Origin of the sequence: Streptomyces sp. NPDC086519 (assembly GCF_040686075.1) — a bacterium.
Classification (GTDB): Bacteria; Actinomycetota; Actinomycetes; order Streptomycetales; family Streptomycetaceae; genus Streptomyces; species Streptomyces shenzhenensis.
Genome location: NZ_JBFBJL010000030.1, coordinates 98,418 through 112,053 on the forward strand (window position 1 = coordinate 98,418; position 13,636 = coordinate 112,053).

At 73.5% G+C, this 13,636-nt stretch carries 17 protein-coding genes; 11 read left to right on the forward strand and 6 right to left on the reverse strand.

Annotated features, from left to right (window positions below; translation table 11 throughout):
- The first annotated feature begins 284 nt into the window (after window positions 1–284).
- The 4 genes from AB0P24_RS27130 (at window position 285) to AB0P24_RS27145 (ending at window position 3,218) form a co-directional block, all read left to right on the forward strand.
- The gene (locus tag AB0P24_RS27130) at window positions 285–1,178 is read left to right on the forward strand and encodes a DUF3626 domain-containing protein (RefSeq protein WP_365798345.1); all 894 of its coding nucleotides are present in this window, start codon (window positions 285–287) and stop codon (window positions 1,176–1,178) included.
- A gap of 58 nt (window positions 1,179–1,236) precedes the next feature.
- Window positions 1,237–1,428, forward strand: coding sequence for a hypothetical protein (locus AB0P24_RS27135; RefSeq protein ID WP_365798347.1), 192 nt, complete (start codon window positions 1,237–1,239; stop codon window positions 1,426–1,428).
- A 191-nt stretch (window positions 1,429–1,619) separates the two neighbouring features.
- Window positions 1,620–2,909, forward strand: coding sequence for an ROK family transcriptional regulator (locus tag AB0P24_RS27140; protein WP_365798349.1), 1,290 nt, complete (start codon window positions 1,620–1,622; stop codon window positions 2,907–2,909).
- Window positions 2,910–2,990: 81 nt separating this feature from the next.
- Complete coding sequence (locus AB0P24_RS27145) at window positions 2,991–3,218, forward strand: hypothetical protein (RefSeq protein WP_365798351.1); 228 nt, start codon at window positions 2,991–2,993, stop codon at window positions 3,216–3,218.
- 58 nt (window positions 3,219–3,276) lie between these two features.
- Here the strand turns inward: AB0P24_RS27145 and AB0P24_RS27150 are convergent, their stop codons facing one another.
- From AB0P24_RS27150 to AB0P24_RS27165, 4 genes are all read right to left on the reverse strand, one after another.
- Window positions 3,277–4,305: an SDR family oxidoreductase gene (locus tag AB0P24_RS27150; RefSeq protein WP_365798353.1), complete on the reverse strand. Its 1,029-nt coding sequence runs from the start codon at window positions 4,303–4,305 to the stop codon at window positions 3,277–3,279.
- Window positions 4,306–4,371: 66 nt separating this feature from the next.
- Window positions 4,372–5,334 (reverse strand): SDR family NAD(P)-dependent oxidoreductase, encoded by a 963-nt coding sequence (locus AB0P24_RS27155; RefSeq protein ID WP_365798355.1) that lies wholly within the window; start codon window positions 5,332–5,334, stop codon window positions 4,372–4,374.
- A 303-nt stretch (window positions 5,335–5,637) separates the two neighbouring features.
- A complete protein-coding gene (locus AB0P24_RS27160; protein ID WP_365798357.1) occupies window positions 5,638–6,300 on the reverse strand; it encodes an HAD family hydrolase in 663 nt (220 codons plus the stop codon).
- Window positions 6,301–6,349: 49 nt separating this feature from the next.
- Window positions 6,350–7,396: a PHP domain-containing protein gene (locus AB0P24_RS27165; RefSeq protein ID WP_365798359.1), complete on the reverse strand. Its 1,047-nt coding sequence runs from the start codon at window positions 7,394–7,396 to the stop codon at window positions 6,350–6,352.
- A 68-nt stretch (window positions 7,397–7,464) separates the two neighbouring features.
- Between AB0P24_RS27165 and AB0P24_RS27170 the strand changes: the two genes are divergently transcribed.
- Complete coding sequence (locus tag AB0P24_RS27170) at window positions 7,465–7,722, forward strand: hypothetical protein (protein ID WP_365798361.1); 258 nt, start codon at window positions 7,465–7,467, stop codon at window positions 7,720–7,722.
- A gap of 13 nt (window positions 7,723–7,735) precedes the next feature.
- Here AB0P24_RS27170 and AB0P24_RS27175 read toward each other — a convergent pair whose 3' ends face one another.
- Both AB0P24_RS27175 and AB0P24_RS27180 read right to left on the reverse strand, forming a co-directional pair.
- A complete protein-coding gene (locus AB0P24_RS27175) occupies window positions 7,736–8,971 on the reverse strand; it encodes a family 16 glycosylhydrolase (RefSeq protein WP_365798363.1) in 1,236 nt (411 codons plus the stop codon).
- Between the two features lie 167 nt (window positions 8,972–9,138).
- Complete coding sequence (locus AB0P24_RS27180) at window positions 9,139–9,591, reverse strand: VanZ family protein (protein WP_365798381.1); 453 nt, start codon at window positions 9,589–9,591, stop codon at window positions 9,139–9,141.
- Window positions 9,592–10,080: 489 nt separating this feature from the next.
- On the opposite strand from AB0P24_RS27180, the gene AB0P24_RS27185 reads away from it, so the two are divergent.
- The 6 genes from AB0P24_RS27185 to AB0P24_RS27210 all read left to right on the forward strand — a co-directional run.
- Complete coding sequence (locus tag AB0P24_RS27185) at window positions 10,081–10,263, forward strand: hypothetical protein (RefSeq protein ID WP_365798365.1); 183 nt, start codon at window positions 10,081–10,083, stop codon at window positions 10,261–10,263.
- Window positions 10,260–10,712: a monovalent cation/H+ antiporter complex subunit F gene (locus AB0P24_RS27190; protein WP_365798367.1), complete on the forward strand. Its 453-nt coding sequence runs from the start codon at window positions 10,260–10,262 to the stop codon at window positions 10,710–10,712. The genes AB0P24_RS27185 and AB0P24_RS27190 overlap by 4 nt, the downstream gene beginning before the upstream one ends.
- Window positions 10,705–10,959 (forward strand): hydrogenase subunit MbhD domain-containing protein, encoded by a 255-nt coding sequence (locus AB0P24_RS27195; protein WP_365798369.1) that lies wholly within the window; start codon window positions 10,705–10,707, stop codon window positions 10,957–10,959. The genes AB0P24_RS27190 and AB0P24_RS27195 overlap by 8 nt, the downstream gene beginning before the upstream one ends.
- Entirely contained in the window at window positions 10,956–11,696 is a 741-nt protein-coding gene (gene mbhE, locus AB0P24_RS27200) for a hydrogen gas-evolving membrane-bound hydrogenase subunit E (protein ID WP_365798371.1), read from the forward strand. The genes AB0P24_RS27195 and mbhE overlap by 4 nt, the downstream gene beginning before the upstream one ends.
- Window positions 11,697–11,706: 10 nt before the next feature.
- The gene (locus AB0P24_RS27205; protein ID WP_365798373.1) at window positions 11,707–12,054 is read left to right on the forward strand and encodes an NADH-quinone oxidoreductase subunit K; all 348 of its coding nucleotides are present in this window, start codon (window positions 11,707–11,709) and stop codon (window positions 12,052–12,054) included.
- Window positions 12,054–13,636: complex I subunit 5 family protein (locus AB0P24_RS27210; protein ID WP_365798375.1), on the forward strand; the 1,583-nt coding region annotated here is incomplete at its 3' end. The genes AB0P24_RS27205 and AB0P24_RS27210, both read left to right, overlap by 1 nt.

The window sequence follows — 13,636 nt, forward strand, 5'->3', positions numbered from 1 at the left end:
CTTGACCAGCCCCCGCCGCGGAAACTGAACGCCGGTCAAACGCGTCTTCTGCACCCGAGGTGCTGAACGGCCGGGCGGGGCGGAAGGGTTGGGACGTTGAACCTGGCAGCGGCCCTGCGCCCGGTGGCCGGCCGGGGGCTGCTCGTAGCCGTGGCCGGGGTCTTCATCGCCCTGACGAGCTGACGGCCGAAGCGAAGAAAAGGCCGCGACCGGGCCGACCGTGATCGGCTAGGGTCGGCCCACACCGGACCGGCCACAGGGGGAACCCGATGGAACCCGCGGACATGGGGACGGCACGGGGCGCGGCGGCGCTGCGCCAGGTGGCCGCGCTGTCCTCGGGGCCGCCTCTGGACCCCGGCCTGCGCATCACCGTGAACTTCCAACCCGACCGGCTCTCGGCCGGGCTGCCGATCCTGGAGGCGCTCGCCCGGGACGGCGCCTACCACTCCCAGTTCGTCACCGGCACCGGCAACGGCGGTCTCACCGCCCACCCCGGCGGCGACCGGTGGCGCTGGGAGGGCCGGATCTTCGGCGGGACCTACGACGACGCCGACCCCGCCGAGCGGCCGGTGTACGGAGCGCTGGACTTCCGCCGCCAAGTGGTCGGCGCGGCCCCCCGGTTCGGCTCCTCGCACCTGCGCCTGACCGGACCGGTCCTGCACCGCGCCACCTTCTGCTACCCCGACAGCGCGGCCGAGCCGACGGACTTCGGGGTTGCCGCCGGCACGCATCTGCTCGCCCTGGCCGAGGCCGACGAGCGGGACGCCCTCGACGACTACATCGAGACCCAGGTGCACGGCGGGGTACGGCTCGACCGGGACGTCGAGGCCCTGGTGCTGGACGCCTGCTACCGGGGCACGCCCGTCGCGGTGGCCGCCGGCCGGCTGCCGTTCCCGGTCGAATGGCATCCCGGCTACCGGCTCACCGTGCCCGACCTGCGCCGGCATGCCGGCTACCGGGGCCCGGACTACGCCGAACTGGGCGCTTCGATCGCGGAGAAGGGCGTCGTCGACCCCCGGGTCATCGGTGCCGCGGCCCGCACCGGCCGGTACGAGATCCAGGACCTCAAGATGGTCTGGCACACCCTGGCCCGCTTCGGCGCTCCCGAGGGTGCGGGCACCGCCTGCCCGGCCGGGGCGGGCGGCCGCAGACCCGGCTTGAGCACGCCAATGGCGTAGGCACGGGGGACCGTCCGGTGCGGCCCGTCGCGTCGCGGCGGGCCGGCGGGCGGCGCAGGTGACAGGCGACGGCACGGCCGTACGAGAGGCGTTCCGCACGACGTTCCGGGGCCGCACGCCCGGGGGAAATCCCGCAGAACGGCTGAACTCCCTGGTGGCGGACGGCCGTTTTGTGGAGGATGGACACGGCGTCGAGCTGGGCGACGCCGTCGCCCTGCGGCGCCCCGTCAGGAGCACGGGGCTCTACTGAGATGGGGCAGCGCCGTGCGGGCGCGAGCAACCAGAGCGGACCCGCAGCCCGTGGACGACCAGTACCCCAGGGCACGATCCGCGGTCACCCCCTCCTTAGCTCACAGCGTGAACTAAGGGTTGGGGAAATATCGCTTCCGCCCTCCCGAAGGAGTATGTTGCAGGTCGGGCAGGGTTCGTGAAGGGAGCCACATGGCGGGGCGGAACGGGCGCACGGTACGCGACCTCAGGAGGGCCAACCGCACGGCCGTGCTGCAACGGCTCTATTTCGACGGCCCACTCAGCCGCTTCGAGCTGGGCCCGGCCACGGGCCTGAGCTCCGGCTCGGTGAGCAACGTGGTCGCCGACCTGGTCGCCGACGGCCTGGTCGAGGAGGCCGGCAGCGTCGACTCCGACGGCGGCCGCCCCCGCACCCTGCTGCGCGTCGCCCCGCACAGCGGGCACATGATCGGCGTGGACGTCGGCGAGACCCGGGTCCGGGTCGAGCTGTTCGACCTCACCCTCACCGAACTGGCCCGCGTCGAGCGCCCCTTGACCCAGCAGGGCTACGACGTCGACGTGATCGTCGGCCACATCCGGGACGGCATCGACGAGGTCCTCGCCACCGAGGGCGCCTCACCCGAACTGCTGCTCGGCGTCGGCGTCGGTGTCCCCGGCATCATCGAGCACACCGAGGACCGGGGCGCCGTCGTGCACGGCCAGACCATCGGCTGGGACGCCGTCCCGCTGGAGGAACTGCTGCGCACCGGCTGCCGGCTTCCGGAATCCGTGCGGTACTTCATCGACAACGGCGCCAAGACCCTGGGCCAGGCCGAGATGTGGTTCGGCGCCGGGCGCGGCGCGGACAACGCGGTCGTGGTGCTGTTCGGCTCCGGCGTCGGCGCCTGCCTGGTCACCGCCGAGGTGGAGCGCGGCCGCGCCGTCGAATGGGGACACCTGACCGTACGGGTGCGCGGCCGCCGCTGCCGCTGCGGCGCGCTCGGCTGCCTGGAGGCCTACGCCGGTGCCGAGTCGCTGCTCGCCCGCTGGCGTGAGGAGGGCGGCCGGCCGGCAGAGGGCCTCGACGAGGAGTCCGCGCTCACCGCGATGCTCGCCGCCGCCTACCCGCCCGAGGGCACCGAGCCCGACCCGGTGGCGCTCGCCGTCCTGGAGGAGACCGCCGAGTACCTGGGCGCCGGCCTCTCCGACCTGATCAACCTCTTCCAGCCCGAGCGGATCCTGATCGGCGGCTGGGCCGGACTCCAGCTCGGCGCCCGCTTCCTGCCCGCCGTACGCCGGTACGCGACCATGTACGCGCTGCGCCACCCGGCCGAGCGGGTCACCATCGACCTCGGCCGGCTCGGCCCGGACGCGGTCACCGTCGGGGCCGCGATCCTGCCCCTCGCCGACTTCTTCAGCCGCGGCGGCCGCCGCGCGGAACCGGCGACCGAGGACCGGCTCCCCGCCTGGCGCGCGGCCCTGGAGGAGCGCAGCCCACGCTGACCCCGCGTTTCGCCCGGTGCCGCCGAGGTACTCGCCGGGCGCCCGGAACGAGGCCTCAGAACCAGGCGAGGGGAGTACACCGTGGGCGACAAACAGGACGGCAAGCCGGTTCCCCGGGACCTGCCGGACCAGCAGGCCGGCTCCGGCCAGGACCCGTGGGAGGCGGCGGACAGCCGGCGGGCGCAGGAGGACCGCCGCTACGACGGCGGCCTCCCCGACACCGACGAGGCCGGGACGGGCCTCCGGGGCGCTCCGCGCTCGGCGTCGGCGCACCCCGAGAACCCGGTGCCCGACGAGCCCTCGGCCTGAGTCCTGACCTGAGTCCTGAGCGGCGCGAGTCGCGCCGGGGCCGGGTGACCGGGGCGGCTCAGCCGGCCTTGCGGCCGTGCATCGGCTCCGTCGGCGCCCCGGCGCCCTCGCGCATACCCGCCAGGAACTCCTGGAGCACCTCGGTCGAGGTACGGCTCGGCCGCCAGCCCAGTTCCTCGTGGGCCCGGGCACAGTCCATCAGGGGCAGTCGCAGCACCGCGTCGAAGAGGTGTGGGGAGGCCGGCAGCAGATGCAGGCCCCAGGCGGCGGCGATCGCCGACCGGGCCGCCGTACGCGGCAGCCGGACCGGGCGCGCGCCGAACAGCTCGCCCAGCACGTCCGCGTCCAGCGGCGGATCGGCGGCCAGGTTGAAGGCGCCCCGCACCTCGGTGCCCAGGGCCAGCCGGAAGGCCTCGGCGGCGTCGTCGGTGTGCAGCGCCTGCACCCGCAGACCCGGCACGTCCGGCAGGAAGTGCAGCAGCTCGGGCCGGGCGAGCGGGCCGGGCAGCAGCCGGCCGCCGAAGATCCGCCGCTGCTCGCTCGCCGACTCCCGCTTGAACAGGAAGGCCGGACGCATCCGCACCACCCGCACCTCCGGGTGGTCGCGCTCGAAGACGTCCAGCGCCCGCTCCAGGTACGCCTTCTCCCGGCAGTAGGCCGCGTCCGGCCAGCCGTGCGTCGGCCAGGACTCGTCCACCGCCCGGTCCTTGGGACCCGGCGCGTACGCGCCGACGGACGAGGCGTGCACCAGCACCGGCACCCCGGCCGCCGCCACCGCCTCGAACACCCGGATGCCGCCGAGTACGTTGGTGCTCCAGGTCCGCGCCGGATCACGCGTCGGCTGGAACGCCCAGGCGAGATGGACCACCGCGTCGGCGCCCGCGAACAGGTCGGCCAGCGGCGCCTGCTCGGAGCCGATGTCGGCCTGCGACCACCGCGTCTTCGGCGGTGTCCCGTCCGGTGGCCGCCGGGCCAGTCCCCGGATCGATGCGACCTCCGGGTCCTCGGCCAGCGCGCGCAGCACACTCGTGCCGATGTTTCCGGTGGCTCCCGTGACCACGACCTTGCGGGAGGCTGAGCTGTTCACCTTCGGCTCCTCTCGCCGGCGGTTCCGCCCCGGGTACCCGGGCGCGGGGCCGGCACACCGGGTGCCTCAGGCGAACGCGTTCACCCCGGTCAGCTCCGCCGACAGGTCCCACAGCCGGGCGGCCTGCTCCGGGTCGACCGCCCACGACTTCACGCCGGTCGGCTCGCCCTCCACGGCGGGCTCGGCGATGTCGCAGTCCTCCAGGTACACCCCGCCCAGGCCCGCCAGCTGCGCGGAGGTGGCCGCCCAGGTCTGGGTGGCCGCACCCTGCTCGGGCGTCTTCAGGCCCGCGACCTCCAGCATGTTGCCCTGCTCGTCCATCCAGCCGCGCTCGATCTTCTCCTCGCGGGGGATGTGCCGCTGAAGCGGGGTCATGATGCCGCCGGGATGCAGGGCGAAGGCCCGCACGCCCGAGTCCTGGCCGAGCCGGTCCAGGTGCACGGCGAACAGCACGTTCGCCGTCTTGGCCTGGCCGTACGCCTGCCACTTGTCGTAGCCGCGGCGCCACTGGACGTCGTCCCAGCGGATCCCGGAGAAGTGGTGGGCGCGCGAGGAGACCGACACGACGCGGGCGCCGCCGGGCTCGACGGCCGGCCAGAGCCGGTTGACCAGGGCGAAGTGCCCGAGGTGGTTGGTGGCGAACTGGGCCTCCCAACCGGGCCCGACCCGGGTCTCGGGGCACGCCATGATTCCCGCGCTGTCGATCATGAAGTCGACGGTCCGGCCGGAGGCCAGGAACCGCTCCGCGAAGCCGCGCACGCTCTCCAGGTCGCCGAGGTCCAGCTCGTCCACCTCGACCCCGTCCAGGCCGGCCAGCGCCTCGCGGGCGGTCTCGGCGCGCCGCGCGGGGACGACGACGCGGGCGCCGGCCTCGGTGAGGGCCCTGGTGGTCTCCAGCCCGATCCCGGAGTAGCCGCCGGTGACGATCGCGAGCCGGCCGTGGAGGTCGAGGCCGGCCACGACGTCGTCGGCCGTGCTGTCCGCGCCGAAACCGGAACCGATCTTGTGCTGAGGTGTCGTAGTGGTCATGGCTTGAACGCTACGAATTGGAGTGCTCTCGAAGTCAAGCGGGCATCCCGACCGCCGCCGCGGCCGTCCCGAACGGCCCCGGACAGGGGAAAGCCCCGGTCGCGACGGGGGATTCGCGGCCGGGGCAGCCAGGTGGTGGGCACGGATGGCGGTCGCCTCTCGGCGAAAGGCTCCACAGGGCTTCAGCCGGACGATCGTCCCTGTGGGCAAAAGGTGAGGCCCGGGGACACTGTCCCATCCGCACCCACGGCTGGTTCAACGGGCCATCACCTCTGGCTGTTCCGCCCCGGTAGGTGATGCGTGTCACCCGGGAGCGAAGGGGCTGTCCGCCAGCGGGTCGAGCAGGTCGGCGGGGTCGGCGTAGATCTCCTCGGCGCCGGCCGCCACCAGGTCCGAGCGCGGGATCCCGCCGCACAGCACCCCCACGCAGCGCACCCCGGCCTTGGTGCCCGCCCGCATGTCCCACACCGTGTCACCGACGAACACGGCCCGGTCCGCGGGCACCCCGGCCAGTTCCAGGGCGTGCTCCACCGGTTCCGGCGCCGGTTTGCCCCGCGTCACGTCGTCGGCGCTCGCGGTGGCGGCGATGGCGTCGTCGGCGTCGATCGCGCGGCGCAGCGCGGCCAGCTCGGGGCCGCTCGCCGAGGTGGCCAGCACCACCCGCCAGCCGTCCCGGTGCAGGCGCCGCAGCAGCTCGCCGGCGCCCGGCAGCGGCGCGAGCCGGTCGAAGAACTGCCCGTACAGCGCGGTGTGCGCGGCGCTCAGCTCGTCGTCCTGGCTCCGGTCGCGGTCCTCGCCCAGCAGATGGGCGATCAGGTCGTCGGAGCCGAGCCCGACGGAGTGGTGCACGGCGTGCATGGTGACCTGGTGACCGGCCTGCCGGAAGGCCTCCCACCAGGTCGTGACGTGCAGGTGGTTGGTGTCGACGAGGGTCCCGTCGACGTCGAACACGGCCGCCCGGTCCATCGCTCGGCGCCCCTTCCTGTCGTACCGTTCCGGGTGACCGGGTACCGCGTCAGGCGCCGGTCACGCGCGCCGGGATCCGTCCGTTCCGGGTCCAGGCCAGCAGCTCCCCGGCGGACCAGGTGGTGACCACCCGGCCGGCGGGCACCGCGCACTCCTCGGCCCGGGCGCAGCCGAGGATCTGCCAGTCCAGCTGGCCGGGGGCGTGGGCGTCGGTGTCGACGGAGAAGAGCACCCCGGCGTCCACGGCCCGGCGCAGCAGCCGGCGGGGCGGGTCGAGCCGCTCCGGGCGGCTGTTGATCTCCACGGCCGTACCGGACTCGGCACAGGCGGCGAACACCTCGTCCGCGTCGAACTCGGACTCCGGCCGGCCCCGCCCGGTGACCAGACGGCCCGTGCAGTGGCCGAGGACGTCGGCGTGCGGATCGCGGACGGCGGACACCATGCGCCGGGTCATCGCGCGGGCGTCCATGCGCAGCTTGGAGTGGACCGAGACGACGACCACGTCGAGCCGCTCCAGCAGCTCCGGCTCCTGGTCCAGCGAGCCGTCCTCCAGGATGTCGCACTCGATACCGGTGAGCAGCCGGAACGGCGCCCAGGAGGCGTTCAGGCGCGCCACCGCGTCCAGCTGCTCGCGCAGCCGCTCCGGGGACAGCCCGCGCGCCACGGTGAGCCTGGGGGAGTGGTCGGTGAGCACCGCCCACTCGTGGCCGAGTGCGGCCGCGGTGCGGCCCATCTCCTCGATCGGGCTGCCGCCGTCGGACCAGTCCGAGTGCAGATGGCAGTCCCCGCGCAGCAGCCCGCGCAGCCCGGACCCGGGGCCGGTGCCGGATCCGGCGGTCTCTTCCGTCTCTTCCTCAAGTCTGCGCAAATATCGGGGCAAATCTCCGGCCAGCGACTCGTGGACCACCTGGGCCGTCTTCGGGCCCACGCCCCGCAGCGACTCCAGGGTCCCGGCCTGTGCCCGCGCGGCCACCTCGTCGGCGGGCAGGGCCGCCAGGACCCGGGCGGCGGTGCGGAAGGCGCGGACCCGGTACGTGGGCGCCAGCGACCGTTCCAGCAGGAAGGCGATGCGTTCCAGCGCCTCGACGGGGTCCATGGCCACCTCCACCCGTCAGGGTGACTCAGGCCGGTCACTTCCGCCCGGGGAGATCTACCCTCGATTACATGACCGAGATAGCGAGCCCGCACATCTCCCGGCCGCGGATCCGGGTGCTCGGCGTCATGACCGACAGGCCCGGCACCCCGCCCTTCCGGATCGTGGAGATCGACGGTGAGATGGTCTGCCAGGCGCACACCATCACGGACGTGCTGGAGGTCGCCGCGTCCTACGGCATCAAGGTCCACGACCTTGACGACCCGGACGTGGTCTGCTGGGTGGGCGGGGACAAGTTCACCTGGATGCCCCGCCCGTCGCGCCGCTAGCGGCGCGCTGCTCTCAGCCGACCGTCCACTTCTGGTTGGCGCCGCCCGTGCAGGTCCAGATCTGCAGCCGGGTGCCGTTGGCCGAGTTGTTGCCGGTGACGTCCAGGCACTTGTTCGCCTGCGGGTTCACGATGTCGTTCGCCGAGGACAGGGCCCACTGCTGGGCGGCGGTGCCGTTGCAGTCGTAGAGCTGGACCGTCGTGCCGTCCGCGGTGCCGCCGCTGGTGACGTCCAGGCACTTGCCCAGCGCGCGGACGGTGCCGTCGCTGCCGACCGTCCACTGCTGGGCGGCGGTGCCGTTGCAGTCGTAGAGCTGCACGGGCGTGCCGTTGGCGGAGTTCGCCCCGGCCACGTCCACGCACTTGCCGGCCAGGCCCTTGATCGCGACCCCGGTCGCACTGTCAGTGGTCGTCACCGACACCGAGTCCACGACCAGCTGCGCCGGGAAGGACGTCGAGCTGTCCGGGTCGCCCGGCCAGTAGCCGCCCACCGCCAGGTTCAGGATCAGGAAGAACGGCTTGTTGAACACCCAGGTGTTGCCGCCCACGTCGGCGGGCGTGCGGGTCTCGTAGACGGTGCCGTCGACCGACCACTTGATCGAGTTGGGCGACCAGTCGACCGCGAACGTGTGGAAGGCGTCCGCGAAGGCCTGCCCGTTCGGCAGCGAGTAGGCGGCGCCTATCCCGTTGGCGCCGGAGTAGCCGGGGCCGTGGATGGTGCCGTGCACGGTCGACGGCTCGAAGCCGACGTTCTCCATCACGTCGATCTCGCCCGAGTCGGGCCAGTTGACCGGAGTGCCGAGCATCCAGAAGGCCGGCCACATGCCCTGCCCGCGCGGGATCTTCATGCGGGCCTCGACATGCCCGTACTGGGCGTTGAACTTGCCGGAGGTGTTCAGCCGGGCCGAGGTGTACTGGCAGGTGCCGTACCAGCACTGGTAGTTGGCGGGGTTCTCCTTCCTGGCCGTGATGACCAGGTGCCCCTGGCCGTCGAGGGCGGCGTTGTCGGTGCCCGAGGTGTAGTACTCCCGTTCGTGGTTGTTGACGTTGTCGCCGGTCTCCATCGTCCACTTCGAGGAGTCGACCGGTGACCCGGCCGCCCCGTCGAAGGTGTCGGAGAAGGTCACGGCGGCCGCGCTCGCGTCGGCGGACGCGGACGCGGCCCGCGCGGGTCCGACGGCGGCCGTCGCGACCAGTGCCGCGGAGAGCGCGGCGAACAGACATCTGCGGAGCAATCGTGGGGAGGACACGGCTCTTCCTTCCGTACGGCGGCCGGGCGCGGGGAGGCAGCCGGCCGGAGTGGGGGGTGAAGGCGTCGCCTCTTGATTTAAGAAGTGAGATAAGTGGTGCGTCAATACCTTGGTACGGACCGGTGTCCGGAGGGCGGGACGGCCCGCCCCGAGGCCGTCCCGCCGGGTCACGCTTTCCGCTTGCGGGCGTGCACCGCCCGGCCGAGCCGCCGGCCCAGCAGCACCCAGCCGACCAGCGCCCCCGTGGTGTTGAGGATGACGTCGTCCACGTCGAACGCCCGGCCGGTGACCAGCGCGCCCTGTGCCAGCTCCACCAGCAGCATCACGATCGCGGTGAGCAGCAGCACCCGCAGGACGCCCCGGGCGCGGGGCGCCAGGACCGGGACGAGGATCCCGAACGGGACGCCGAGCAGGATGTTCCCGCCGATCTGCTTCACGGCGTCACGGAACGCGGGCTGGTCCAGATAGATCCTGAGGGTGGCGCCGGGGTGCAGGTTGGTGTGGGCGATCGACACCGACGCGGGGGAGGGGTCGAGCGTCAGCTTGGCCAGGACGACGGCGAACGCCACCATCGCGACGAACGCGCACATCATGGCCAGCAGCCGCAACGGGAGGGGCAGCGGGCGGCGCTCGGCAACGCCGGCCTTGGCGGGAGCTTTGGCGGAGGCCTTGGCGGGGGCTTTGGCGGCCTCGCCGGGGGCGGGCTTCCTGCCGGAGCCGCCCTTCTTCGTGGGGGCCCCGGATGTGGTGCCGCGGCCCCGGACCATGCGTGCGGCCCTGGCGAACAGCCCGGCGCTCCCGCCGGGACCCCCGTCCTTCCTCGTCTCCTCGTTCGGGTCGCCCTTGGTGGTGCGCAGGCGCGAGGCGGCGCTGGCCATCCGGTCCTCCACTCGTCAACTTTCCGGCGTGTCAAGGCTGTTACCCCCGAAGCGTGCGGAGATGCCGCCGCCTCGACGGCGTTGGAAGCCCACCGCTGGTTTCCGTCCGCGCTCCCTGGGCACTCCGGGTGCGTTCCAGCGTGCCGCAGCGCCGGTCGCGGGACGCGGTGCTTGGATACCAGAAGCGGCGAAACGGACATCTCGCCGGGCGGTGGGCTGAGGAGGCGGCGTATGACCAGGCGGACGGCGCTCGCCGCCGCGGCCGAACTGCTGGCCTGGTGGGCCGGACTGGCCCTGCTCTGGCTGGTCTTCATCAGCACCGTCGACACCCTGGAACGGATCGTCGGCGCGAGCGCGGCGGCCGCCGGCGCCCTGCTGGCCCGCGCGGGGCGAAGGGCGGTGACCTGGCGGTGAACGGCTGGATCCTCGCGGCCACCGTGCTCCTGGCCGCAGGCGGGGGCGCGGCGCTGTGGGGCGTGGCCACCGGCCCGCTGAGCCGGCGCGTGATCGCCCAGAACCTCTCCACCACGGTGATCTGCCCCTGCCTGCTGCTCCTTGCCCAGGGCTACGGCCGTACCTCCTACGTCGATCTGGCATTGCTGCTGGCCCTGCTGGGCCCGGTCGGCACCCTCGTCTTCGCCCGGCTGCTCGCCGACGACCTGAACGACGACCGGCCCGCCGCCTGGGGGCTGACCTGGACGGCGGCCGGGGTCGGCGCGGCCGTCGTGCTCGTGCTGTGCGCGGTGACCGGGCCGAGCCGGGCGATGGTGAAACTCCTGGTGATCGGAGCCCTGCTGATCAGCGGGAACGTGGTCGCCTCCAGGGCGCTGTCGGGTGGTTTCCGGGGGGTGCGCGGTGGCTGACGCGGTGATCGTCGTCGCGCTGCTGCTGACCGCGGCCTCCGCGACCGCGGCCGTGGCGACCCGCGACCCGGCCCGCCAGGCGCTGGTCCTCGCCGTGCTCGGGCTGCTGCTCGGCGTCGTCTTCACCGTGCTCCAGGCCCCCGACGTCGGCCTGTCGCAGCTCGCCGTCGGCTCGGCGCTCACCCCGCTGCTGATCATGCTGTCGGTCCGCAAGGTGCGACGGCGCGGAAAGGAGGGCGACAGGTGAGCCGGCGCCTGAGACTCTGCCTCCTCGGCGTCGGCGGGGCGGGACTCGCCGCGCTCCTGGTCGCCGCGTGCCTGGACGTGCCCGCCTTCGGCAGGCGCAGCCACCCGTACGGCGAACGCGCGGTGCGCGCCTCCCTGGCCCGGCACACCGCCAACGTCGTCTCCTCCGTCAACTTCGACCAGCGTGCCTACGACACCCTCGGCGAGATGAGCATCCTGTTCGCCGCCGTCCTCGGCTGTGCGGTCCTGCTCCGCCAGGCCAGGGACGAGCACCGGGCCGACCCGCGCCCCGCCGAAGTGGCGCTGCCGGTACGCCGGTACGCCCTCCTGGTCCTGCCCGTCGCCCTGGTCACCGGTCTGTACGTGATCGCGCACGGCCAGCTCAGCCCGGGCGGCGGCTTCCAGGGCGGGGTCGTGGCCGCGACCGCCCTGCACCTGCTGTACCTCGGCGCCGACTACCGCGCCCTGGAACGGGTCCGCCCGACCGGCGTCTTCGAGGTCACCGACTCCCTCGCCGCCTGCTCCTACCTGGTCCTGGGCCTCGCCGGGGTGCTGGCCGGCACCGCCTTCCTCGCCAACACCCTGCTGCCGTACGGCACGTTCAACACGCTGTCCTCCGGCGGACTGGTCCCCCTGCTGAACGCGGCCATCGGCATGGAGGTGGCGAGCGCGGTCGTCGTCCTGCTCGCCGGCTTCCTCGACCAGGCCGTCGAGATCGAGCAGGAGAACGGGAGTTGAACCCGCTGTGATGAGCGTCTTCCCCTATCTGGTCGCCGCCTGGATCTTCCTGACGGGCTGTTACGGCCTGGTCACCAGCCGGAACCTGATCCATGCCGTCGGCTGCCTCGCCGTGTGCCAGGCGTCGACGTACGTTCTGCTGCTCGCGGTCGGCTACCGCGACAACGGCACCGCACCCGTCTTCTCCGACCTCAGGCCGGGTACCCGGCCGCTGGTCGACCCGGTCGTGCAGGCCCTCGCCCTGACCGACGTGGTGGTCGGCGCGACCGTGACCGCACTGCTGCTGGCGCTGGTCCTGCAGATCGCCAAAAGGCACGGCACGGTCGACCCCGACGAACTGACGGAGCTGCGCGGCTGATGCACCACCTGCTGCCGCTGCTCGTGGCCGTCCCGCTGCTCGGCGCCACCCTGCTGGTGGCCGCCGGCCGCCGGCTGCCCCGGCTCGTCGCCGAGAGCCTGGCCTGCGCGGTCTCCGCGGCCACCTGCGCCCTCGCCCTGGTCCTGCTGCTGAACTCCGCTGCGCCGATGACCGAGTGGGCGGGCGGCTGGCGGCCGGTCGGCGCGGAGAGCGTCGGAATCGTGCTGACCGGCGACGGACCGGCCCTCGGCATGGCCGCCCTGGTCTCCCTGCTGACGCTGGCCGCCCTGGCGTACTCCTGGCGCTACTTCGCCGAGCCACCGCGCCGGCACGCGGGGTCCTACCCGGCGCTGATGCTGGTCTTCCAGGCCGGGATGTGCGGGTTCGCGATCGCGGGCGACCTGTTCAACGCCTTCGTGTTCTTCGAGCTGATGAGCGTCGTCGCCTACGCGCTGACCGGCTACCGCATCGACGAGGCGAAGGCCGTGCAGGGCGCGCTCACCTTCGGTGTGGTCAACTCGCTCGGCGCGTACGGCATGCTGCTGGGCATCGGCCTGCTGTACGCGCGCACCGGCGAACTGGCCATGACGAGGATCGGCCGGGGTCTGGACGCGCACGGCCGCCCCGACGCCCTCGTCCTCGCCGCCTTCGTGCTGGTCCTCACCGCGCTGCTCGTGAAGGCGGCCGCCGCCCCCTTCCACTTCTGGCTCCCCGACGCCCACGCGGTCGCGCCCACCCCGGTCTGCATGCTGCTGTCCGGGGTCATGGTCGAGCTCGGCGCCTACGGCGTGTGGCGGGTGTACGGCACGGTGTTCGCCGGACCCGGCGGCATCCCGGCGACGGACCTGGAGCGGGCCCTGGTCGTCCTCGGGGTGGGCACGGCCGTGCTCGGCGCGTTCATGTGCTGGCACCAGCGGCACATCAAGCGGCTGCTCGCCTTCTCCACGATCGCGCACACCGGACTGTTCCTCGTCGGCCTGGGCGTTCTCACCCCGGAGGGCGACGCCGGCGTCGCCCTGTACCTCCTCGGGCATGCCGGGGTGAAGGCCGCCCTGTTCGCCTGCGCGGGCGTCCTCCTCGACCGGTACGGCACCGTCGACGAACGCGCGCTGCACGGCCGGGCCCGTGAACTGCGCACGGTGGGCGTGCTGTTCGGGCTCGGCGGCCTGGCGCTCGCGGGGCTGCCGCCGTTCGGCACCGCGCTCGGCAAGTCGGTCGCCGAGGAGGCGGTGGGCGGCCCGCTGACCGTGCTCTACGTCGTCGTGTCGGCGGTCACGGCGGGTGCCGTACTGCGGGTCACGGCACGGGTCTTCCTCGGCCTCGGGGCCAGGCCGCCCCGGGGCGACGCGTACGAGACCACCGGGTCCGGGGAGGAGCCGGAGACCGAGGGCCGGCTCGGCCGGATCCCGGACACGATGACCGCCGTCCCCGCGGTGCTGCTGGCCGGGGCCCTCGCCGTCGGCGTCGCCCCGGGTTTTCCCCGGGTGCTGGCCCGGGCCCTCGCCCGCGCCGGGGCCGCGCCGGGCAGCGTTCCGGCCGCCGTCCACTGGACGGCGGCCGGAGTCCTGCTGGGCTGTCTCTC